Consider the following 25,013-nt stretch of genomic DNA (forward strand, 5'->3'; position numbering starts at 1 on the left):
AAAATGAACCGATCCTCCGCCGATCGTGGGAACAACACGCCGCAATACAGGCATCGGCGCGGTGGCAGACCCGCCTTCCCCTCCGCATCGGCGGACAGGGAAGCAAGTGATGAAGCGGGAGGGGATTGTGACTCGACCATGCGCGGCATTAAAAACTTAAGGGGTTAACCCCGTCAACACCGAAATAACTGAAAGGGGTAGTTTTCAACCCCTTTACGCTGTGCTACAGAGACACGTATGAGCCATCCATCCGATGCCCGATCCCCGCTTTCCTTCCCCATAGAGATGACAGTGGGCGAGCGGATGCGGCATGCCAGAATCCAGCGCGGATGGTCTCAGGACGCATTGGCGAAGGAGGCGGGAACCTCCCAGACCACGATCGACAAGATCGAGCGTAATCTGACCCAGCGCTCCCGCGCCCTGCCCCGTCTGGCGCAATGCCTGGGTGTGGATCTGCTGACGCTGGACCCGGATTACCTCGGCGATTACCAACCGGGCACAGAGGCGGAAGCGCCCCCTCAGTCACCCCGGAAATTGCAGGGCCAGGTTCGCATACCGGCTCAGCCGATCCCACCGCCGATCACGGGGCTTTCTGTGCGCAGCGTACCGGTTTTCGGCACGGCACAGGGCGGCGCGCTGGGGGCAACGGGTCTGCCGGACAGTGCGCAGGCGCTGGACTGGGCGCGGCTTCCCGGCCCCCTGACCGGCATTCCCGGCCTGTTCGCGCTGTATGTCGAGGGCGACAGTATGGAGCCATGGGTGGAGCATGGCCATCTGATCTACATCCACCCCACCCGCCCCGCCGCCCCGCGAGACCACGTCGTCGTGGTGGTGCAGGACGGAGAATACGATGAGCCGCGCGCGCTGGTGAAACGTCTGGTGCGCCGCACGGCCGGGCGGCTGGTGCTGCACCAGTACAACCCCGCCGGAGAGATCGAGATCGACGCCCGGACCGTCATGCGCATCTACCGGGTCATCCCCTGGAACGAGGTTGCCGGGGTTTAACCCCGAAACGTCATTTTAACACCATTTGGTGTTGACGAAACGGGGTTAAAAGGGTTAAACGGCGCGGCCTGTTCCGCTCCGTTTGACCGAGGTTTCACGATGCCCAGCTACCCCACCAGTGTGGAGGCAGAATTTCACTGGTTCGATCATCAGGGTGATCCTCAGATCACGCCGCTGGAGATCCATGGCCGTCTCGATCCCGGCGCATGGCTCGACGAAAATGGTCAGTCCTGCGCGCCGATTTTCGTCGCCACCCACATCACCGATGTCCACACCGGCCAGCCCCTGCCCATGACCGGCCCCCTCGCCCGTTTCGCCGATACGCTCACTGAAGACTGGAGCGATCCACGGATGGATCGCATGCTGCGGCCGTTTGAACCAAGGGAAAAGAGGGTGATGGCGTGGCGGTAGGCAGGAACAATTGGAGCGTGGCGACATTCCTTTCAAATACGTTGGTCGCCATCGGCGTATCAAAGCGGAAGATGTTTCCAAGTACCAACGCATACGCGATGAAAAACGCAGACAGGCATTGGAGGAACTGGCTGAAATGGATGCAGGGCTGATTTAAGATATGTTTGCCAACCGCTTTACCGCCCGGCTGGATGCCTGTACTCTGACCGGCGCGTTAAAGCGAAATCTTCTCTTGTCTCTGGCAGAAGAGGGATTTTTTCGTCCCTGCTGGTCACAGGATATTCTCGATGAAACAAAGCGCGCCATTGCCGGAATTATTGCAGGCCATGCCCCCGAATTGACCACGACAGAAGCCGAGGATCGTACGCAAAGAGCATGTAATTCCATAATCCATGCTTTTCCAGAAGCCATGGTGATGGAATACGGTCATCTTGCACCGCATAATCACCAACTCCCTGATCCGGCTGATGCGCATGCTATTGCGGCCGCCAGCATAACGCCGTCAACCAGCATCATATGCAATGTTTGAACTCACCCGCACCCACAAATGCACAGGCGCTGAAGAAGCCTGCACCATGACCGGACGGCCATGATGCTGGTTCAAACCTCGTATCGGCATTCGGCCGGTGTCAGACCGAGTTCTTTCCGAGCCTGCCATCTGGCTTCATCGCAATACAGGATGGTGTAGTCTGGAAGTTCTGCTTTCAAGGCCCGAGCGATTTCCAGACCGGCTTCTGTAAAGCCTTCCAGATCGAACGGTGCGCGTTCCTCGGGCGGCAGAAAATCCTCGAAATCGTCGGCCCAATCCTCCCACGCCTGCAAACGGGTTGTCAGGTCTTGGGAAATGGGCAGGTCGGCAAGGAGGATCATCTCTCCCTTGCTGCTCCACAGGCAATGCGTCAGATCACCGCCCATGACGATGTATTTGTCCGGCGGCAGCACCGGTGCATCCTTCATATCCTGCGGCCTCGCTTCATGGCTGGCAGTATTGATCAAGAACCATCTTGGCATGGCATTACGCGGCGTCAGACTGATCCTGCAGAGAGCATGGGTCAATCCGGGTGGCCAAAACCTCTTGCCGGTTCTCGCAGGCATCCCCACCTCAGGAATGAAAGCACATTCATCAATCCACTTTTCTGGAATTCTCTTCCATGCCCTCTATCGCCCTGCTTGGTGCCACCGGGAATGCCGGGTCGCATATTCTGAAGGAATTGTCAGATCGCGGCCATCGCGTGACGGCGATTGCGCGTAACATCTCTGCGATCCCTCCCCTGCCTGGCGTCACCGCCGTGACCGGAGACGCAGCCGATACCGCAACCATCGTCCCTGTTCTGCATGGGCATGATGCGGTAATCAGCGCCCTGCCATTCCCCACCATTGATCCCGCCCTGTTGTTGCGTGCGGTGCGGGAGGCAGGCGTCAAACGCTATCTGGTGGTCGGCGGCGCGGGCAGTCTGGAGGCAGAGCCGGGCGTCAAGCTGATCGATCACCCCGATTTCCCAGCCGAATATAAATTCGAAGCCTCACACGGGGTCGCGTTTCTCGATCTGCTCCGCAGTTCCGCCAGTGATCTGGAATGGAGTTTCATCTCCCCCTCCATCCTGTTCGGCCCGGGTGGGCGCACCGGCGTATTCCGCCTCGGCGGAGATCAGGTGCTGCGGCATGAAGGGGGTTCCTCCATCTCCTATGAGGATTATGCCATCGCATTGGTGGATGAGCTGGAACACCCGGCCCATCTCCGGCAGCGCTTTACGGTGGGATACTGATTTCCTCACATTTTCGTGATGCCACCGAGGCAAAGCGGGCTGCGTTGCTTCTGTCGTGCACATGCCTCGCCGTGGCGGGCCGATCCGGCTCGTCTCCTCCCCTGAACGGCAAGGTGCGGAACACGTTGAGAGATACAGGAGATCGCGTCCATGGCCCCTCCCACCCGCCCCTCCCGCCCGGCTTCCTCTTCTGCTTCGGTGCCTCCGCCGCCCTCCGGTGGGGGCTGCCCGTTTCTGCACGGGCTGGGCGGGGAGCTGCATCAGCTCGCCGGAGAGAACAATCCGGTTTTGACGACGCAGCAGGGCATTCCGGTCGGCGATGATCAGAACACGCTGCGTCTTGATGCGCGCGGGCCGGCGTTGCTGGAAGATTTCCACTTCCGCGAGAAGATGTTCCATTTCGACCATGAGCGTATCCCGGAGCGCGTGGTGCATGCCCGCGGCTATGGCGCTCATGGCTTCTTCGAGCTGACCGAAAGCCTGAGCGATATTACCAAAGCCGATATCTTCCAGCGCAAGGGCGAGAAAACACCTCTTTTCGTGCGCTTCTCCACCGTGGCGGGTAATAAAGGATCGCCCGATCTGGCGCGTGATGTGCGTGGTTTCGCGATCAAATTCTACACAAAGGAGGGCAACTGGGATCTGGTCGGCAACAATATTCCGGTTTTCTTCATTCAGGATGCGATCAAGTTCCCCGATCTGATCCATGCCGCCAAAGAAGCCCCCGATCGCGCCTTTCCGCAGGCCCAGACCGCGCATGACAATTTCTGGGACTTCATATCCCTGATGCCGGAAGCGGTGCACATGGCGCTGTGGATCATGTCGGATCGCACCATTCCACGCTCCTTGCGCTTTATGGAGGGGTTTGGCGTGCATACGTTCCGCTTTGTGAATGCGGAGGGTCATTCAACCTACGTCAAATTCCATCTGAAGCCGAAGCTGGGCCTGCAATCCGTGGCGTGGAACGAGGCCGTGAAGATCAACGGCGCCGATCCGGATTTCCACCGTCGCGATTTATGGAGCGCCCTGAACAGCGGTGATTTCCCGGAATGGGAGGTGGGCGTTCAGCTTTTCGATGATGCCTTCGCCGATGCCTTCCCGTTCGACGTGCTGGATGCCACCAAGCTGATCCCGGAAGAAGATGTGCCGGTGCGCATCGTCGGCCGTCTGGTGCTGACCCGTCCAGTGGACAATTTCTTCGCCGAGACCGAACAGGTCGCATTCTGCACCCAGAATGTCGTGCCGGGGATCGACTTCACGAATGATCCTTTGTTGCAGGGGCGTAATTTCTCCTATCTGGATACGCAGTTGAAGCGGCTGGGTGGACCGAACTTCACGCATATTCCGATCAATGCGCCCCATGTGCCGGTGCAGAATTTCCAGCAGGACGGCCACATGGCGATGCGCAACCCCAAAGGCCGCGCCAATTACGAGCCGAACAGCTGGGGAGCGGAGGGAGGGCCTCGCGAAGACCCTCAACGCGGCCATACCAGCTTCCCCGCGCAGGAAAGCGGCGAAAAGCGCCGTGCCAGGCCGGAGAAATTCGCCGATCATTACAGTCAGGCACGCCAGTTCTATCTCAGCCAGACCCCGATCGAGCAACGGCATATCGCGGATGCCTTCACCTTTGAACTCAGCAAGGTGGAGACGCCGGCAATCCGCGAGCGGATGGTCGGGCATCTGCGGCTGGTGGATGAGGCTCTGGCCGATGCGGTGGCAGGCGGGCTGGGGCTGAAGGCTTTACCGGATGCTCCGAAACCGGCCCGGGCGCCGATCAATGATCTGCCTCCTTCTGCGGCACTGAGCATCGTGGCCAATGGACCCCAGCGCTTCGAGGGCCGCAAACTCGGTCTCCTCGTCAGCGACGGGGCGGATGCCGCGTTGTTGTCGGCGCTGATTGAGGCGGTCGACAAGGAAGGGGCGCAACTGGAACTCATTGCCCCGACCGTCAGCGGCATCACCGACAGCAAAGGCGTCTCCCACAAGGCGCAACAGCGTGTGGAGGGTGGTCCCTCGGTTCTGTATGACGCGGTGGCTGTTCTTCTTTCTGCCGACGGTGCGGCGCTGCTGTCGCAAAAACCGGAAGCACGGGATTTCGTCAGCGATGCCTTTGCGCATGCGAAGTTCATCGCTTTCACAAAGGAAGCCGAACCTTTGCTGGAGGCCGCCGGGATCAAGCCCGCTTTGCAGGATAACGGGTTCGTCAGACTGGAAAAAGCGGACGATGCCGCCCGTTTCCTCAAAACATGCGGCGCCCTGCGGTTCTGGGAGCGGGAAGCAAAGAAGCCCGCTTGAGACAGGGACGTTAAAAAGGTGAACAGGAAGCGGCTCCGGGAGGGGCCGCTTCTTTGATTGAGTATGGAAAGAAACGTTATTCTTCAGTCACTTTATTTTGGAAGCAATCATTGTTGATCTGTAACGGAATATTTTTGATGTAGCCTTCTAAACTCCGTTTTGTCACTCTTTCCCGCAGCGAACGACAACCAGCAGAATGCTGTCATCCTAGACCTGATAAACAAGTCGGTCATCGTCTGCGAGACGCCCTCTCACCCTTGTCATCGCTCCACCGGTTTGGTCTGTTGCACGCAGAGAAGTCATTGGGAACCATACCGACCATGCATGCCAGCACACGCCGCTATCGCTATCATCCGCTCCTGCTGACTGTCTGCGGCATGATGGCAGCCTTTACCATGGCCCGGCCTGCTCTGGTTCGGGCGGCTTCACCACCTTCCTACACGCCTCCGCCCTTGCCGTCCCCTCCGCCAGCCGACACCCCGAAAACGGCACAGCAGCCGACCGATTATCTCGGCCTGCCCGGCCCGATCCTGCTGGGGAAAAAGCTTTACCATCTGGTGTGGAGCGCGCATCCCACGGCCGCTTATGTCAAGCAGGAATACATTCCGGCGGACGAAACCATCGCTCATTACGACAGCATGCTCCTGATCGAGCGCATCAGCGGCCCGATGACGGTCGAGCAATCCGTCAATCTGATGGCCCTTCAGCTTCAGAGCCGTAAAACCCGCGATCCGCTCACCCGGCTGACGGTGGTGAACAATCAGGAGACCGGCAACACCATGCTGGATTTCCTCATCAGCGGAGAAACCAGGGAAGGCCCCATCGTCGAGTGGAATGCCTACCGTTATGCGCCGCTGACCAAGGATGGCGGCGTCGTGCTGTTCGGGCTGAGCCGCCGCGCCTACGGTCAGGACGGGTTGGCCGCGTTCATGAGCAAACTGTCCGACACCAGACAGGAGGGGCTGGATCTGCTCACCACCACCCCGATGCCACAACCGCATGAACCGCCGCCTCCGCCGCCAGCCCCGGCCAAGGGGAAAGAGAAAAAAGGCTGAGCCTGCCCTCCTCTATGACTTTCCTATTCCGGACAGGCGGGCATGGCATGGAAAGCCTATGCCCGCCTGAATACCGTCGGGAAGGCGCAGGACGCATCCGTCCCCGCGCATGATCCATGATGGGGAGCCAACACGCATGACCGAACATTCCTTCCAGAATATCCTTCCTTCTTCTTCCTCACCGGCAGAGGTTGCGTGGTTTTAAGCTCTCATCCGTACAGGAAAAGGACCAGCCTTAGCATGGGCAGTATCAGTCACAGCGACACCAGACAGTTCATCGTGGGCCACGACATTCAGGGACAATGGGTCGTGTGCGATCAAAGCGGAGCCGTCGGAGGCATTTTCAAAAACCGTGACTCCGCGCTCAGCTTCGCCAGAAGCGAAACGGGCCATCATCCTCACGCGGTCTTCTGCGCCCCGGATCATCTGGTGATGGATTTCTTCAGCACGATCAGCCACACGGCCTTACGCCCGCAAAGCTGACCTCAACGCACCGCCTTTTTCCGGGAGGCCGCAGAGGCAGGCAGCAGAGGCAGGCAGCCGCCCGGGAAATGGAACGGAGACGGACGCACTTCCGCAATTGAGGGAAACTGTGCGGGCTTCGGACGCCAAAGCTCGTATCACAACAGAGCACGCCGTTGTGGAACCAATTTTTCACAGGTTCCTGCCTGTAAAGCCTCATGTCCACAAAGGCTGAAGAAACAACAGGCAGCATGGTTATCCTGTATCAGCCAAAATCGCTTCGGAACAAAAACGGTACCCCTTGCAGCGTGATCCGAGTATTGTCCGACAGAGTAAAATGCACATTACCGGCGGTGTCCGGTCGCATCGTAAAGTAGGCGGCATCCACCTGCTGTTCAGAAAATCCGTTGAAGACCAGGCGATCCACCCCTTTCTGAAAACCGCTGATCGTATCGGAACCACCGCCACGCCCATTGGTAAAAGCAAAAATATCGACAGCTTTCATGCTCACACTGCCAGCCATCAGGGCATTGCCGGTTCCTGCAAACATAACTGTACCTGGCGCCCAATATCCGCTGAGGGTTGTATTCCCTGAACCTGCCTGCAGAACATTGCCTTCCCCATGGGATCTCAGGATATCTCCATCACCACCGCCGAATACAGTGCTGTTTCTGGTGACATCAATGACGTTCGATCCTGCACTGCCGGCAAAGAAAGTGCCGTTCGTGGCACCCTCAACCGTGATATTACCACTTCCACCCTGGATCGTATCCCTGCTGCCATTTCCGCCGTAGTAAGTCAGCGTGGCACCGCTCTGACCAAAAGCCAGCATAGTACCGGCATCACCTCCATACAGCTCTCCCTTGCTGCCGGAACCAAGCAGCACCAAGCCACTGCCAGAGCCACCGCCGGTATAAATGAGGCTGCCGGCCGTACCGAACATGGTGGAAGCTCCATCTGCACCGATAATGGTATTGCTTCCTCCCATACCGATAAATATCGGTGATGATTGGCCGTTTGCGACCAGAAACCGTGCACCTTCTCCGGATCCGATCACCGTATTGACACCTGCATATGCGACAACAGTATCGGAACCATTGCTCCAGAGGGTATTTTCCTGCCCTTTCATATTGACAGTTGAGCCGCCAAGGCCGGTCATCAGAAGATTATGATTGGCAGACGCCACAATCGAATCATGACCTTTTCCTCCGAAAATAGTGGTATAGCCTTCACCATCTTCAAAGAAAGTGGCACCTCTGCCGCCGATCAGGATATCTCCCTGACCGCTGGCATACAGATATCCGCCACCAGAACCACTGGCCAGCGTATCCGCACCTGCGCCACCGGTAATCGTGTTCTTTCCAGCACCACCCGCCAGATATTGCGATAAACTCGTATTCAATTTTACATAAACGGGTGCCGTTTCGTTTTTCAGCACCACACTGATTGATGATGGGGCCGTACCGCCGGCGGTAGGAAGAAACGCCAGATTGGTCAGTGCCGAAGACACATCTTCAGGCCGTCCAGACACAATATAGGTTTTGCCGTCAGCACTCAGATCTCCAGTGCCGAGATTGGCATAGGTTCCGCCAAAAGATGAATTCAGGCTGAACTGGGCCGTCACCTGCGTCGCGGTAGAATAACCGTACAGCGTGATGTCATTTGTAAAAGGATGAATACCGCTGGCTGTATAAACCTGCGTACCGCCGGCCCCGTCATTCTGGGCCAGCAATACCTGTCCTGCAAGGCTATCACTGCTAAATTTCAAATAGGCAGAGCTTGTTCCGGCAACAATTTTTACGACACCGGCTCGGCTGGTCTGTATGACGGATGCGCTGTTCACGTAACGCATGCTGGCGAGATCAATCGCATCATCCGCCTTGAACCCGCTGATGACCGTGTTTGACACGTCCACAGTCTGATCGAGAACAGCCAGGGTTCCGCTGCCGTTTCCTGTGAATGTCAGGCTGCCTCTCAGCCATCCCGCACTTCCCAACGATATTTTTCCAGTACCGCTGATAACGGCATTGGCGCCGATACTGTTCTGCCTGATCACCATCTGACCACCAGCAGTCAGGACTGTGCCACTGGCTACACCACCGCTATCAACAATCTGCTGTGCCGTATCACCCGCAACAACAGTGTTGGTGGCCAAGCCATACATGTATTGTCTGCCACCGGAGTTGATCTGCGTTCCGTCAGCAAGACCCGAGTACAAGATCGTTTGCGTACCCGCATCACCAATGACCGTGCCACTGACGCGGCCACCCCAATTGACGACCTGTGCGCCGCCATTGATCACTGTCAGGTCTGCAATACCACCCGATGCGACTGTCATGGCACCCGAACTGTTCAGAGAGGTGCTGGTAACGGCTCCATTCACAATAGCTGTATCGTACTGAATGGCAGAGAGGCTCCCGCTCTGACCAATCACAAGACCTGACGAACTCACACCCGATGAGATGCTGATAAGAGCCATTTTTATTCTCTTACTAAGTTTTATGTAGATAAGCAGTCACAGGAACCGGGTTCTTATCCGAACTGGCTCCGGCTGAGTGCGGAGACGCCGACGAGCGTGATCTGTGTATTATCCGTCAGCGTGAAGTGCATATTGCCGGACCCGTCCACGCTCTGTGTCGCATAGGACGCATCAGCCTGCGCACCGGAGAACCCGTTCAGCACCAGATGATCAACACCTGCCGTGAAACCGCTGATCGTGTCGGAGCCTCCACCTTGACTATTGGCAAAGGCAAAAATATCAACCGCACTCCCATTCGTGCTGCCGATCATCATATCATTGCCAGTCCCAGCGAACATCACAGTGCCATCAGCGCCGCCACCATTCAGCGTCGTGTTGCCGCCTGCCGCCTGCAACACATTCCCCGTCCCCGTCGCGGTCAGAACGTCCCCATTCCCTCCGCCAAACACAAGGCTGTGTCCGGCAACAGAGATCTGGTTCGAACCCGCAGTTCCACCAAAATACGTGCCGTTGATCCCGTTATTAACCATGATGCTGCCATTGCCGCCCTGGATCGTGTCGGCGCCGCCACCACCCGTGTAGAACAGTGTCGCTCCGCTCTGACCGAAGGCCAGAAGGCCGCCAGCCGCACTCCCGAACAGATTGGCCGTGCTGCCGGCGCCCGTCACGATAAAACCCCCGCCAGTCCCGGCCGCATAGGTCAGGTTGCCAGCCGTGCCGAACAGCGTCGAGGCGCCATCACCACCCAGAATGGTGCTGACACCACCCGCGCCAATGAACATCACACCCGAAGACCCGCCAGAGATCGTCGCGTTCGAGCCACCCGCACCAATCACCGTGTTCGCACCGGCAGAGACCGAAACGTCATCCGCGCCATAACTCCACAGAGAGTTACCGCGCGCCTTCAGATAGACGGTGGAACCACCAGTCCCCGTCATCACCAGATTGCCACCTGCCGCAGCGTTGATCGTATCGTGACCACGCCCCCCGAAGATCGTCGCCGCACCGGCACCATCATTGAATAATGTCGAGCCTCTGCCTCCAATCAGCAGATCGCCCTTGCCAACCGCCTGCAGCACACCACCACCAGAACCGCTGGCCAGAGTATCATTGCCGGAACCGCCGATAATCGTATCCGCTGCCGCACCACCGGCCAGATACTGGTTCAGCGCCGTGTTCAGCTTCAGCACGACCGGAGCCGTTTCGTTTTTAAGGATCACCCTCACGGAAGATGGAGCAGAACCGGTGGATGCAGGCTGAAACACAAGAGTCTGCAACGCTGACAATATATCCGATGCCGTTCCGGACACGCTGTAACTGCTGCCATCCGCGCTGACCGTGCCACTGCCGAGATTCGAGAAGCTACCCGCATAGCCAGACCCAAATCCGAACACAGTTGACAGGGTTCCACCGGATGATGTGCCGGTCAGGCTGACCTGCTTCATCAATTGGGCATACCCTGTCGGTGCCGGCTCTGGTGTCGGTGTCGGGGTAGGTTGAGCATCCGATACATAAAGGATCGTGCTGTTATCAGTATCCTGTCTTATCTGGATTGTCTGGCTGCTGGCAAAATTGAGCGTGTATGAAGAAGCATACGGATTTTCAATCAGCACCCTTGCCCCGGATTGTTTGACGCTGGTATTTTTGCTGTAAAGCAGCCATGCCAGATCAATCTTGTCATCGCTTTTAAATCCACTGATCACCACACCGGAAAGAGAGGTACGGTCATCCATAATCTTCAAAGTACCGCTGCCGACATCACTGAATGTCAGAGATCCGCTCAGTGTACCGCCACTGAAAACGGTGACGGTTCCTTGATCAGCAATCAGGTCATTGACCGCTATTCCTTCAACAAACTGCATACCGCCTGAGCTGATGGTCGTATTACTGACCACACTCCCCGACGAAACAAACTGATAGCCGGCAGAATGAAGAGTGACACCGGTCGCATAACCACCGGATGAAACAAACTGGATACCGGAATCGTTGACTATCGTGCCTATGGCAGAGCCACCGGATGAAACAACCTGATAACCAGAAGAATTAATGGTTGTCTTTTCTGCAATACCACCGGCAGAAATGTACTGCAGAGCAGCGGACATCAGTATCGTGCCGGTTGCGTATCCTCCCGACAGAACAGTCTGCAGACCGTATTGATTGACTGTCGTCCCACTGGCACTGCCAGAAGCGGAAACAATCTGCGTTCCACCCTGGCTTATGGTGGCACTGGCAGCGATCCCTCCCGACATGACCACCTGTGTTCCACCACCCAGAATTGTTGTCAGGCTGGCAATGCCGGAAGCAGAAATACTCTGTGTTGCACTGCGATAAATCGTGGCACTGATTGCAGTCCCGCCTGTGAGAATGGTCTCCTGACCACCAGAGTTGATGAATGAGCCGCTTGCAACACCACCGGAAGAAACAATCTGCATGCCATAGACTTCATCGCTGCCGGCAACACCACCGGAGAGTACAGTCTGCGTACCGCCAGACATAATCCATGTCGCGTTAAGGACACCGCCATCGGCAACAGTCTGACTGGCGCCAGAACTGACATAGACCTGAAATGTACTGCCACCGCCGACAACAGTCTGAAGGCCACCGGCGCTGATATTCACGCTATAGGCGACACCACCGCCGAGCACATCCTGACGGCCGCCGGACAAAATAGAAGCACCGTAATAATAGCCCCAGCCCCCGGAACTGCCGGACGTGGTGGAAACAGCGACCTGACGTCCATCATGACCACCGGATAAAACAGTCTGAAGGCCACCGGCCCCAATCGTCGTGGAAGCTGTCTCACCTCCGGCAGAGAGTATCTGCTCACCACCGGAATTGATCATTGCACTGACAGCATAACCCGCAGCAAAGACAATCTGCGTGCCACCCGATGAAATCAGAGCTGCGACTGCTGTGCCACCCGATGAAACCGCCTGGCTGCCACCGGCCAGAATCGTCGTACCACCCCCGCCAGACGTCTTCCCCACCAGGCCAGCGACTTCATCAATACTCCGCCATCCACCATCACTACCGCCAGCCAGAATGATCTGGGTACCGCCAGAGCTGATGGTTGCACCATACGCATTGCCACCGTTCACAACCTGGCTGCCACCGGCCAGAATCATCGCGCCACTCAGTGGATTATTGCCATTGGAAGACACGTTGGTATCCCACCGGATACCATCCCAGCCTCCGTTCCAGACAATCTCGGTTCCTCCGGAACTGATGATCGTGCCAAGCGCACTGCCAAATGTATTGGACAGGCTGATGGCTGAAGAAACCAGTCCAGACACCTCCAGAGCACCGCCGGCGCTGATCGTTGTGCCGGTGACACGACCACTGAAAACCAGCTGTGAGCCACCGGAATTCACCAGCGTCGCGGAAGCCGACGCACCATCCAGCACAAACTGCATGCCACCGTTTGCCAGCACAGTGCCTGTTGCGGTCGCCCCGGATGAGAGCAACTGGGACGCCGAAACCTGCAAAGAAAAATCATGAGCGGCTACCCCGCTCCCCAGAATCTGATACCCGCCGCTGCCGAACACTGTATCGCTGATGATTGCGCCGGAAGAAACAAACTGCCTTCCTCCCGCACTCACCACCGTACCGGATGCCGTGCCTCCTGAAAACACAACCTGTGTGCCACTGGAAACCAGGATTGTGTCTGTTGCCGTGGTGCCGACAGAGACAGCCTGAAAGGCCAGCGTATCAATCAAAATACCGCTTGTCTGTGCCCCGCTGACCAGAATCTGGATACCGTCAGTGCCGAAAACCGTGTCACTGACAACCGCGCCAGACACTAATATCTGCTTAGCGCCTGCACTCAGCGTCGTACGCTTGGCAACACCGCCAAAACCAACCACCTGCGTAGCATTTGCACCCGCCAGCATAGTGTCCTGTGCGGTTCCGCCGCTATAGACGACTTGCGTGCCCCCACCGCTGACAAGCGTATCACTGGCAAGGCCTCCATTTTCAATGTTCTGCGTTCCCCCACTATTGACAAGAGTTCCGCTGGCAGTGCCACCGCTCAGCACCTCCATGACTCCCGGCAGGTTCAGCGTGGTGCTGATGGCGGTACCGCTGACATTCATCAGGTCGCCTTGACTGCCCCCTGAAGACGTTCCGATCGTCAAGCCGCTTGAAATCGTTCCGGGAAAAACATTGATGGTGTCATTAATTGTTACACTTAATATTTCTGTTGCTCAAGGAACGAGTAGGGCAGTCGAACGGTACGGATTTTTTCCCTAATAAACTTTTTTGTGCAATGATTTTGTTGCTTTCTCGTTTTGATTAAAAGTTTTAATATCAAAACGTTATTCCAATATTGAAACAGAACACAAAAAAAGAGAGCTGACCTTCATCAGCTCTCTTTCCTTGTGGTCCAGCGATTTCACTCAGATCTTCATCCGAACTGGCTCCGGCTGAGTGCGGAGACACCGACGAGCGTGATCTGCGTGTTATCAGTCAGCGTAAAGTGCATGTTGCCGGCCCCGTCCACGCTCTGTGTCGCATAAGACGCATCCGCCTGCGCACCGGAGAACCCGTTCAGGATCAGACGATCAACCCCCGCCGTAAATCCGCTGATCGTGTCAGAGCCGCCAGCCTGGCCATTGGCAAACGCAAATGCATCCACGACAGAACTGTTCGTGCTGCCGATCATCAGCGCATTGCCAGTCCCCGCAAACATCTCTGTACCGTTTCCAGCAGCACCGGTCAGCGTCTGGTTCCCGGTTCCAGCCACCAGAACGTTGCCGCTCCCCGTCGAGGACAGAACATCCCCATTGCCACCACCCAGAACCGTCGCGTCTCCCGTGGCCAGGATCATGTTCGAACCGGCAGTGCCGCCAACATAAATACCGTTACTGCCGGAGCTGACAGAAACGCTTCCTGTGCCGCCGATAATCGTATCCGAAGAACCATGCCCTGTATAATCCAGCACAGCGCCACTCGCACCAAACGCCAGCAGACCGGGACCAGTGGTCGAACCAAACAGGTTGACCGTGCCACCAGTGCCGGCAACGACCAGATCCCTGCCACCATTGGCTGTATAGTCAACCGTGCCACCCGTACCAAACACCGTCGCGACACCATTACCACCGACAACAGTGCTGGCACCCGTTTTCTGGATGAAAGTTGTGACATTATTACTGCTGATCGTGGCATAAGTCGCGCCGCCAGCACCAACAATCGTGTTCGCGCCTGCCATCACTGACACCGTATCCGCGCCTTTACTCCATGCAACATTGCCGGCAGCAGACAGATTGACCTGACTGCCAGCACTCCCCGTCACGATTGTATCTCTGCCAGCAGACGCATTGATCGTATCACGGCCCTGACCGCCCCGGATCGTCGCCGCACCATCACCGTCATTGAACAGCGTGGCCCCGCTGCCGCCTATCAGAAGATCCCCACTGCCTCTTGCCTTCAGAACACCGCCGCCAGACCCGCTCTGAAGCGTGTCGGCACCCGTCCCGCCCATGATCGTGTCAGCCTGCGAGCCACCCACCAGATACTGGTTCAGCGTCGTATTCAGCTGCAACATCAGCGGCGCTGCCTCGTTTGACAGCACCAGCTTTACCGTCGTCGCAGAACCGCTACCGCCCGGCTGGAAGACAAGGTTGTGCAACGCCGTTGATACTTCGGTGGATGTACCCGTCACGCTGTAAGTCTTGCCATCCGTGCTGACTTCACCAGCACCAAGATTCGTATAGCTCCCGCTGTAAGCAGCATCAAAGCCAAAATCTGCCGTCATGCTGGAGGCCGTGCCAACAAGAGACACGCTCTGTGCCGGCAGAATACCGCCCGTTGCATATAGAACAGTGGAACCATTCGTACCCTGCTTTGCAAGGAAGACACGATTGCCCGGCCCGTCATTCGCAAAGTTCAGGCTGTAGCTGCCATTCCCCGTCACAACGCTGATATTGTTGCTGCCCTGTGTCACATAGCCCTGGCTGTCATAGCCCAGACTGCTCAGATCAACCTGATCGTCACTCTGGAAACCGCTGATCACAACACCAGAGACGACAGCGCCGTTGTCACCGATGACAAGCGTTCCGCTGCCAACGCCCGAGAAAGTCAGGGAACCACTGAGCACACCACCACTACTGACAGTGATTGTCCCGCTACCGGCAATCACGTCATTCACCGCAACACCGCCAGCCTGGATCAACTGCCCGCCACCGGAGGTCACAACCGTCCCGCTGGCAACGCCGCCGGACTGGATGCTTTGCAACGCACCGCTACCGGTCACGTGTGCATTATATGCCAGGCCGCTCAAGGTCTGAAGTGTTCCCAGCAACGAGGTACCACTCGCCACACCGCCCGCATCCACGAACTGGCTGCCGGAGCTGACCACAGTTCCAATCGCGATACCGCCCGAATACACACTCTCGCTTCCACCCGACACTACCGTCCCGGAGGCGATACCGCCGCTGCTGATCAATTCATTGCCGCCGATCAGCACCGTGCCGCTTGCCGTGCCGCCGCTCAGATACAAATCACCATTGGTAGTCATCCGGGTGCCCGATACCGATGCACCAGCCTGCACAAGCATCCTGCCATTGTTCAGCAGCGTGCCAAGCGCAGAGCCACCGGAAGAAACGATCAGGTCGCTGGCCTGATTCTCGATATCGACACCGGATACGCTGGCGCCGGAAGAAACAGTCAGGTTACCACCCGACAAAACGGCAGACTGCACCACACCGCCGCTCAGCAGGACCATATTACCGCCCAGACTGACCACCGTGCCGCTCGCGGCACCCCCAGACGAAACCGTCTGCATACCACCGGAATTGATCACAGTGGTGCTGGCAATACCACCGGCGGAAATAACTTGCGTCCCACCGCCTGATAAAACAATTCCCGTCGTTATGGCCCCGGAAGAAAGCGTTTGAGAGCCAGACCCCTGCACAGAAATGCCGCTCACAACCACGCCGCTCAGCAGAACCTGATTGCCGCCAGCGCTGAAAATGGTGTTACTGATGATGGCGCCAGAAGACACAAGCTGCATGCCACCAGAGCTCAATATCGTGCCCGAAGCCGTAGCACCGGAGAAAACAGTCTGCGTGCCACCAGACAGGAGGAGTGCCGAAAATGCGGAACCGCCAGCCTGAACAAACTGGTTCCCACCACTGCTGACAACGGTGCCACTCGCAATACCGCTATCGAAAACAGTCTGCTCACCGGCTGAGCTGATCTGCGCACTGACCGCACTGCCGGCAACAGACTGGCTGCCAGCACTGATCACCGTATTACTTGCAACGCCATCCAGCAGAATGATCTGGAAACCACCCAAAACCGTTCCACTGATGTCCAGACCGGCAGACTGAATAAACTGGCTGCCACCAGCACTCACCATGGTGCCCCTTGCTACACCGCCAGAAGAAACAAACTGCCGGCCACCAGATACCAGAACCGTACCCGTTGCTGTTGCACCCGAAGACAGGGTTTGAGTGGCCACAACCTGTATGGATGCACCGCTGATCGAGGCACCGCTTAGCAAAATCTGCTGGCCGCCTGTACTGAATATTGTGCCGCTGACAAAGGCACCACTATTCACATACTGAAGACCACCAGATGATAGCGTTGTAGAAAAGGCGGAGCCTCCTCCCATAATATTCTGCGAACCACCTGCACTGACCTGTCCGCCGCTGTCCAGCCCACCAGAAAAAATAAACTGTCTTCCTCCAGAGCTTATCTGCGTATTGCTCGCCACCCCACCAGCATAAACTGCCTGTCCCGCTCCCCCACTGATCTGCGTATTAAGTGTGGCGCCTCCTGAAGATACATACTGGCCGGCATCTGCGTTGAGATGAGTATCCTGTGCTACCCCCCCAGAATAAATATACTGCCCGCCAGATGTATAGGCCTGGGTATCAATAGCAGTACCACCCGAAGAAACGATTTGAGTACCACGAGAAGCAACCTGAGTTCTGCTGGCCACACCGCTTGAAAGCAGATATTGGTACCCACCACTGCTGATCGTAGCAGAGACAGAATATCCACCGGAACCAACGCTTTCCTGACCTCCCGAATTGATCACTGTACCGCTGGCTGTTCCACCTCCAGATACCACCACTAAACCGCTATTATTAACAGTGGTGTCAGTAATAATCCCCTGAACAGAGGCACTATCATACTGACCAGCCTGACCGATGATCAAACCGGTGCTTGTTACACCAGAAGAAACCACAACGTTAGACATTAATTTCCCTTTAATTGATATTTGTTGTTAAGCTTACTACTTCTTATAGATCAAAAAGTCAGAAAGATAACTTTTTAACATAAGACTAAAATTCTAACAGGGCATTCAATATGACAAATGAAGTTCTAAAAAAAACGCTGTAGCCAGAAACGGCTACAGCGTCTGATAGATCAAGCATCAATGATGCTTCCCTGCAGTAAAGTTCAGAGTCAAGTCAGATCTTCATCCGAACTGGCTCCGACTGAGTGCGGAGACGCCGACGAGCGTGATCTGCGTGTTATCCGTCAGCGTGAAGTGCATATTGCCGGACCCGTCCACGCTCTGCGTCGCGTAGGAAGCATCCGCCTGAGCACCGGAGAAACCGTTCAGCACCAGATGATCAACACCTGCCGTGAAACCGCTGATCGTGTCCGAGCCTCCGCCTTGACCATTGGCAAAGGCAAAAATATCAACCGCACTCCCATTCGTGCTGCCGATCATCATATCATTGCCGGTCCCCGTGAACATCACAGTACCATCAGCACCGCCACCATTCAGCGTCGTGTTGCCGCCTGCCGCCTGCAACACATTCCCCGTCCCCGTCGCGGTCAGAACGTCCCCATTCCCTCCGCCAAACACAAGGCTGTGTCCGGCAACAGAGATCTGGTTCGAACCCGCAGTTCCACCAAAATACGTGCCGTTGATCCCGTTATTCACCACGATGCTGCCATTGCCGCCCTGGATCGTGTCGGCGCCGCCGCCGCCCGTGTAGAACAGTGTCGCTCCGCTCTGACCAAAAGCCAGAAGGCCGCCAGCCGCACCCCCGAACAGATTGGCCGTGCTGCCGGCGCCCGTCACGATAAAGCCGCCGCCAGTTCCGGCCGCGTAGGTCAGATTGCCAGCCGTGCCGAACAGCGTCGAGGCGCCATCACCACCCAGAATGGTGCTGGCACCACCAGCGCCAATGAACATCATACCCGAAGACCCGCCAGAGATCGTCGCGTTCGAGCCACCCGCACCAATCACCGTGTTCGCACCGGCAACAACCGCAACATTATCCGCGCCATAGCTCCAAAGCGCGTTACCCTGACTGCCCAGATCTACGGTGGAACCGCCAGTCCCGGTTACAATCAGGTTGCTGCCCGCCGCAGCGTTGATCGTATCGTGACCACGCCCCCCGAAGATCGTCGCCGCACCGGCACCATCATTGAATAATGTCGAGCCTCTGCCTCCAATCAGCAGATCGCCCTTGCCAACCGCCTGCAGCACACCACCGCCAGAACCACTGACCAGAGTATCCGCACCAGAAGAACCGCCAATAATCGTGTCCGCCGCCGCACCACCCGCCAGATACTGGTTCAGCGTCGTGTTCACCTGCAATACAACCGGCGCTGTTTCGCTTTTCAGGATCACCTGAACAAAAGACGGCGCAGAACTGGAAGATGAAGGCTGGAACACAAGATTTTGAAAAGATCTGAATACGTCCTGTGTGGTGCCGGTGATCGTGTATGTGCTGCCATCCGCGCTGACCGTGCCACTGCCGAGATTCGAGTAAGTTCCTGTATAGGCCGTATTGAATCCGAATGAAGCCGTCATGGTTCCACTGGCGGAAGCACCACTCACACTGACCTGCTTCGGCAGTTGACTGTAGTCGGCCACATACAGAAGGGTACTGCCATCCGCATCCGCCTTCGCCAAAATTGCCGCCGCATTGTCAAAGGTCAGGGCATAGTGGCCATAGCTGTTGGCCACAGTCACCGTATTACCGGACTGCGTAACCGTGGTGTTGTTGCTGTACTGAAGCCAGTCCAGATCAATCTGGTCATCACTCTGGAACCCGCTGATGACTGCTCCGGAAATAACCGAACGGAAATCTGTAATCAGCAATGTTCCACTGCCGGCACTGCTGAAGGTCAGTGAGCCGCTCAAGCTCCCTCCCCTCAGAATAACCGCCGAACCATTTCCGGCAATGACATCATCCACCGCAACGCCGGCCACAGTTTGAATACCACCTGTACTGATGGTTGTGCCGCTGGCAACCCCGCCCGCGCTGATGATTTGGGTGGCATCAGAACTGACTATTGTACCTGTTGCAGTGCCGCCTGAAGAAAGGGTCTGGATTCCTGAAGCAGCCAGCATCGTGCTGACGACAGAGCCACCCGACAGAACAGCCTGCAAAGCACCAGAACTGATCACCGTCAGACTTGCAATGCCTCCACCTGACACAAACTGGGTTCCACCATCTGCAACCGTCGTGCTGACGACAGTTCCACCGGACAGAACTGTCTGTAGTCCGTTCGCACTAACCTGTGTCAGGTTGGCATTTCCACCAGAGGAAACAAACTGTGTTCCACCACTGAAAATTGTCGCGCTGGTCACGGACCCTGCAGACAGGATGGTCTGGGTACCTCCGCTGATGATTGCGCTTAAAGCGCTTCCTCCAGACAGGACGTTCTGGTTTGCATTATAATTGACCGCAGCCCCTACAAGCACCGCGCCATCATAGATGTTCTGGCTGCCGCCATACGTAATCAACACATTGCTGACAATGCCGCCGGAATAAACATTCTGAATGCCATTGACGGAAGCACTCATAGAACTGCCGCCTGCATAGACATTCTGGGTGCCGGCCACCAGAATGTTGGAAGCACTACCACCGGAAGAAATATTCTGGATACTGCCGCTGATCAGTCCCATATTGCTGGTATTGCCGCCAGAAAAAATATTCTGGATACCACTAACAGTTCCGCTAACTGCCATTCCACCCGACGAAATATTCTGGATGGCACCACTGTCGACAGCAACACCATCATCAAGGCCGCCATCATAAATCGTCTGGATTCCACCGCTTGCGATTTCCGTGCTGCTGGTTTCTCCACCAGATGACACGAACTGTGTTGCCCCCCGGCTGACCGTTACGTTAACGGCGCTGCCGGCTGCATAGACAGTTTGAACACCGCCGGATTTCAGCGCCGTATCACTGACCGTACCCCCGGATGAGATAATCTGGGTACCGCCATTGCTGACTGTCGCCCCACTATCCGTTCCACCTGCATAGACAGTCTCGGTACCACCGGTTCTGATGACTGTAGAAGTGGCCGTACCCCCATTACTGATTGTCAAGGCACCGCCTGTGCTGATCACAGTGCCGCTCGCATTCCCACCGTTCGAGACCACGATGAGACCAGCACTCTTGACGATGCTGCTGATAACGGTGCCCTCCACCGTAGCAGAATCATATTGTCCGCCAGGGATGCCCAGAACGAGATTTGTCGATGTTATGCCAGAAGCAATATCGATAACGGACATTTATTTACCCCGCCCAAGATATTAATATTAAATTAATAAAAATAATAATTTCATATTAACTAACATAGATGTTTTTACTATAACATTCAAGTCATGTATTAAGAAAGAAAATATACATATATACATTTGAAATTAATAAACTCTAAACCAGTGCTTTCCACAGGTTTAGGGTATGAGCCAGGATCGCTCCCATAAAAAAAGGGGAAACGGACTTCTTCCGTTTTCCCTCTGCTACCCACTAATCGTTTCAGGCTAGCCTTATCCGAACTGGCTCCGGCTGAGTGCGGTCACGCCCGTCAGCGTGATCTGCGTGTTATCCGTCAGCGTGAAATGCATGTTGCCGGACCCATCCACGCTCTGCGTCGCGTAGGAAGCATCCGCCTGAGCACCGGAGAACCCGTTCAGGATCAGGCGATCAACACCCGCCGTAAACCCGCTGATCGTGTCGGAGCCTCCACCTTGACCATTGGCAAAGGCAAAAATATCAACCGCACTCCCATTCGTGCTGCCGATCATCATATCATTGCCGGTCCCAGCGAACATCACAGTGCCATCAGCACCGCCCCCATTCAGCGTCGTGTTGCCGCCGCCGGCCTGCAACACATTCCCCGTCCCAGTCGCGGTCAGAACGTCTCCATTCCCACCACCGAACACAAGGCTGTGTCCGGCAACAGAGATCTGGTTCGAACCCGCAGTTCCACCAAAATACGTGCCGTTGATCCCGTTATTCACCACGATGCTGCCATTACCGCCCTGGATCGTGTCGGCACCGCCGCCACCCGTGTAGAACAGCGTCGCACCCTTCTGGCCGAAAGCCTGAAGACCACCAGCCGCACTCCCGAACAGATTGGCCGTGCTGCCGGCGCCCGTCACGATAAACCCGCCGCCAGTTCCGGCCGCGTAGGTCAGGTTGCCAGCCGTGCCGAACAGCGTCGAGGCACCATCGCCACCCAGAATGGTGCTGACACCGCCAGCGCCAATGAACATCACACCCGAAGACCCGCCAGAGATCGTCGCGTTCGAACCACCCGCACCAATCACCGTGTTCGCACCGGCAAAGACCGCGACATTATCAGCCCCATAGCTCCAAAGAGAATTGCCCTGACCGCTCAGTGTAACGGTCGAACCTCCCTGGCCTGTCAGGATCAGGTCATGACCGGCAGTCGCATGGATCGTATCATGACCACGGCCACCGAAGATCGTCGTGGAACCAGCACCATCATAGAACGTCGTCGAGCCTTTGCCACCGATCAGCAGATCACCGCTGCCAACAGCCTGCAGCACACCACCGCCGGAACCGCTGGCCAGAGTATCATGCCCAGCACCGCCAATGATCGTATCCGCCTTCGAGCCACCAGCAAGATACTGGTTCAGCGTCGTGTTCAGCTGCAATACAACCGGAGCCGCCTCGTTTGAAAGCACCAGCTTGACCGTTGTCGGAGAACTGCCACCGCTCGGCTGGAAGACAAGGTTGTGCAACGCCGTCGATACGTCGGTGGATGTACCCGTCACGCTGTAGGTCTTGCCATCCGTGCTGACTTCACCAGCACCAAGATTCGTATAGCTCCCGCTGTAACCGGCATCAAAGCCGAAAGCAGCCGTCATGCTGGAGGCCGTGCCAACAAGAGACACGCTCTGTGCCGGCAGAATACCGCCCGTTGCATAAAGCACAGTGGAACCATTCGCACCCTGCTTCGCAAGGAATATCCGATTGGACGGCCCGTCATTCGCAAAATTCAGGCTGTAGCTGCCATTCCCCGTCACAACGCTGATATTGTTGCTGCCCTGTGTCACATAGCCCTGGCTGTCATAGCCCAGACTGCTCAGATCAACCTGATCGTCACTCTGGAAACCGCTGATCACAACACCAGAGACGACAGCGCCGTTGTCACCGATGACAAGCGTTCCGCTGCCAACGCCCGAGAAAGTCAGGGAACCACTGAGCACACCACCACTACTGACAGTGATTGTCCCGCTACCGGCAATCACGTCATTCACCGCAACACCGCCAGCCTGGATCAACTGCCCGCCACCGGAGGTCACAACCGTCCCGCTGGCAACGCCGCCGGACTGGATGCTTTGCAACGCACCGCTACCGGTCACGTGTGCATTATATGCCAGGCCGCTCAAGGTCTGAAGTGTTCCCAGCAACGAGGTACCACTCGCCACACCGCCCGCATCCACGAACTGGCTGCCGGAGCTGACCACAGTTCCAATCGCGATACCGCCCGAATACACACTCTCGCTTCCACCCGACACTACCGTCCCGGAGGCGATACCGCCGCTGCTGATCAATTCATTGCCGCCGATCAGCACCGTGCCGCTTGCCGTGCCGCCGCTCAGATACAAATCACCATTGGTAGTCATCCGGGTGCCCGATACCGATGCACCAGCCTGCACAAGCATCCTGCCATTGTTCAGCAGCGTGCCAAGCGCAGAGCCACCGGAAGAAACGATCAGGTCGCTGGCCTGATTCTCGATATCGACACCGGATACGCTGGCGCCGGAAGAAACAGTCAGGTTACCACCCGACAAAACGGCAGACTGCACCACACCGCCGCTCAGCAGGACCATATTACCGCCCAGACTGACCACCGTGCCGCTCGCGGCACCCCCAGACGAAACGGTCTGAACACCGCCGGAACTGACAACAGTGCTGATCGCGGTGCCGCCAGACAACACAAGCTGCGTGCCATCAGAGGTGAGGATTGTTCCAGTCGCTGTCGCGCCAAAGGAAACAGTCTGCGACGCAGCCACCTGAATGGAAGTTCCGGTCGTGGACGCACCGCTCAGAAGAACCTGTTGACCACCAGCACTGAACACAGTCCCGCTGACGATACCACCTGCCGACACAAACTGCGTGCCGCCAGAGACGAGCGTCACATTTGTTGCGCTGCCACCGGACAAAACATTCTGCTTACCGCCAGAACTGACCACCGTGCCGCTCGCAACACCGCTAGATTCAACAACCTGCACACCACCAGAACTGACCATCGTGCCGCTCGCCACACCACCGGACACAACAGCCTGCTGACCACCAGAACTGACCACCGTGCCGCTCGCGACACCACCGGACACAGCATACTGCCAACCGCCAGAGCTGAGCAGCGTGCCGCTCGCGGCAGCGCCAGACGACACAAGCTGCGTGCCGCCAGAACTGACCACCGTGCTGATCGCAGTGCCGCCAGACGATACAAACTGCTCACCGCCAGAAGCGAGGATCGTTCCCGTCGCTGTCGCGCCAGACGAAACAGTCTGCGATGCAGCAACCTGAATGGATGTCCCGGTCGTGGACGCACCACTCAGCAGAACCTGTTGACCACCAGCACTGAACACAGTCCCGCTGACGATGCCGCCGCCCGATACAAACTGCGTGCCGCCAGAAAGGAGCGTCGCATTGGTCGCGCTGCCACCGGACAAAATATTCTGCTTACCGCCGGAACTGACAATCGCGCTGATCGCACTACCGCTAGCGTAAATAACCGCAGAGCCGCCAGCACTGACAACAGTGCCGCTCGCGATACCGCCAGAAGATACAAGCTGCTGACCACCAGAACTGACAATCGCGCTGATCGCACTGCCAGACATAATATACTGCTGACCGCCAGAACCAACCGTCGTGCCTCTTGCGATACCACCGTAAACTACTTCTATCCCCGCGCTAAGAACGGTTCCAGTCGCATACCGCCAGAGATAATCAGCTGCCTAGTGAAATTTGGTCCCGGAGTCAGTGTCGTCGATACAGCAGAACCACCACTGGAAATTATGATATCGACTCTGCCATTCTGTCCATGAGCCGAAGTATTACTGATAGTCCCCAGAACATCCACCGTCGCACTGCCAGGGTCTCCGTTCACATTCAGCCCGGTGGAAGTAACACCCGCAGCAACAGTAATGTCAGCCATTGGAAATCCTTGATTTAGAATAAAAACCGTCGACACAGACTGAAGTCTTTGGAAACTTTATTGACTCATGTGATCCCCAAAATGTTACGTATTTTGTAACATTTTTAATGTTATGGAACGCGCGAATCTCAAAACTGCTATCTC

15 protein-coding genes are annotated in these 25,013 nt (G+C 56.6%); 8 read left to right on the forward strand and 7 right to left on the reverse strand.

The window, feature by feature from the left end; translation table 11 throughout:
* Positions 1-237 precede the first annotated feature (237 nt).
* The 4 genes from GBCGDNIH1_RS20485 to GBCGDNIH1_RS20495 all read left to right on the forward strand — a co-directional run bounded on the left by GBCGDNIH1_RS20485 (position 238) and on the right by GBCGDNIH1_RS20495 (position 1,945).
* A complete protein-coding gene (locus GBCGDNIH1_RS20485; RefSeq protein WP_011632295.1) occupies positions 238-1,005 on the forward strand; it encodes an XRE family transcriptional regulator in 768 nt (255 codons plus the stop codon).
* Between the two features lie 99 nt (positions 1,006-1,104).
* Entirely contained in the window at positions 1,105-1,416 is a 312-nt protein-coding gene (locus GBCGDNIH1_RS20490; protein ID WP_043452917.1) for a hypothetical protein, read from the forward strand.
* Positions 1,417-1,426: 10 nt separating this feature from the next.
* Positions 1,427-1,573: a hypothetical protein gene (locus GBCGDNIH1_RS24850; protein ID WP_011632296.1), complete on the forward strand. Its 147-nt coding sequence runs from the start codon at positions 1,427-1,429 to the stop codon at positions 1,571-1,573.
* Between the two features lie 3 nt (positions 1,574-1,576).
* The gene (locus GBCGDNIH1_RS20495; RefSeq protein ID WP_011632297.1) at positions 1,577-1,945 is read left to right on the forward strand and encodes a PIN domain-containing protein; all 369 of its coding nucleotides are present in this window, start codon (positions 1,577-1,579) and stop codon (positions 1,943-1,945) included.
* Between the two features lie 71 nt (positions 1,946-2,016).
* Here GBCGDNIH1_RS20495 and GBCGDNIH1_RS25035 read toward each other — a convergent pair whose 3' ends face one another.
* Complete coding sequence (locus GBCGDNIH1_RS25035; RefSeq protein WP_232449635.1) at positions 2,017-2,412, reverse strand: hypothetical protein; 396 nt, start codon at positions 2,410-2,412, stop codon at positions 2,017-2,019.
* Between the two features lie 155 nt (positions 2,413-2,567).
* On the opposite strand from GBCGDNIH1_RS25035, the gene GBCGDNIH1_RS20505 reads away from it, so the two are divergent.
* The 4 genes from GBCGDNIH1_RS20505 (at position 2,568) to GBCGDNIH1_RS20520 (ending at position 7,015) form a co-directional block, all read left to right on the forward strand.
* The gene (locus tag GBCGDNIH1_RS20505; protein ID WP_011632299.1) at positions 2,568-3,182 is read left to right on the forward strand and encodes an NAD(P)-dependent oxidoreductase; all 615 of its coding nucleotides are present in this window, start codon (positions 2,568-2,570) and stop codon (positions 3,180-3,182) included.
* 150 nt (positions 3,183-3,332) lie between these two features.
* Positions 3,333-5,477, forward strand: coding sequence for a catalase (locus tag GBCGDNIH1_RS20510; RefSeq protein ID WP_011632300.1), 2,145 nt, complete (start codon positions 3,333-3,335; stop codon positions 5,475-5,477).
* A 320-nt stretch (positions 5,478-5,797) separates the two neighbouring features.
* Positions 5,798-6,532, forward strand: a complete 735-nt coding sequence (locus GBCGDNIH1_RS20515) for a hypothetical protein (RefSeq protein ID WP_050748448.1) — start codon at positions 5,798-5,800, stop codon at positions 6,530-6,532.
* A gap of 240 nt (positions 6,533-6,772) precedes the next feature.
* Complete coding sequence (locus GBCGDNIH1_RS20520; protein WP_025318767.1) at positions 6,773-7,015, forward strand: hypothetical protein; 243 nt, start codon at positions 6,773-6,775, stop codon at positions 7,013-7,015.
* A 244-nt stretch (positions 7,016-7,259) separates the two neighbouring features.
* On the opposite strand, the gene GBCGDNIH1_RS20525 is transcribed toward GBCGDNIH1_RS20520, so the two are convergent.
* From GBCGDNIH1_RS20525 to GBCGDNIH1_RS24855, 6 genes are all read right to left on the reverse strand, one after another.
* A complete protein-coding gene (locus GBCGDNIH1_RS20525; protein WP_011632303.1) occupies positions 7,260-9,473 on the reverse strand; it encodes an adhesin in 2,214 nt (737 codons plus the stop codon).
* Between the two features lie 53 nt (positions 9,474-9,526).
* Positions 9,527-13,564: an AIDA repeat-containing protein gene (locus GBCGDNIH1_RS20530; RefSeq protein WP_025318765.1), complete on the reverse strand. Its 4,038-nt coding sequence runs from the start codon at positions 13,562-13,564 to the stop codon at positions 9,527-9,529.
* 311 nt (positions 13,565-13,875) lie between these two features.
* Positions 13,876-17,676 (reverse strand): AIDA repeat-containing protein, encoded by a 3,801-nt coding sequence (locus tag GBCGDNIH1_RS20535; protein ID WP_011632305.1) that lies wholly within the window; start codon positions 17,674-17,676, stop codon positions 13,876-13,878.
* Positions 17,677-17,898: 222 nt separating this feature from the next.
* Complete coding sequence (locus GBCGDNIH1_RS20540; RefSeq protein WP_011632306.1) at positions 17,899-20,964, reverse strand: AIDA repeat-containing protein; 3,066 nt, start codon at positions 20,962-20,964, stop codon at positions 17,899-17,901.
* A gap of 258 nt (positions 20,965-21,222) precedes the next feature.
* Positions 21,223-24,552 (reverse strand): AIDA repeat-containing protein, encoded by a 3,330-nt coding sequence (locus GBCGDNIH1_RS20545; RefSeq protein ID WP_011632307.1) that lies wholly within the window; start codon positions 24,550-24,552, stop codon positions 21,223-21,225.
* Positions 24,553-24,614: 62 nt separating this feature from the next.
* Entirely contained in the window at positions 24,615-24,869 is a 255-nt protein-coding gene (locus GBCGDNIH1_RS24855; protein ID WP_011632308.1) for a hypothetical protein, read from the reverse strand.
* Positions 24,870-25,013: the final 144 nt, after the last annotated feature.

The sequence above is a fragment of the Granulibacter bethesdensis CGDNIH1 genome (assembly GCF_000014285.2).
Taxonomy (GTDB): Bacteria; Pseudomonadota; Alphaproteobacteria; order Acetobacterales; family Acetobacteraceae; genus Granulibacter; species Granulibacter bethesdensis.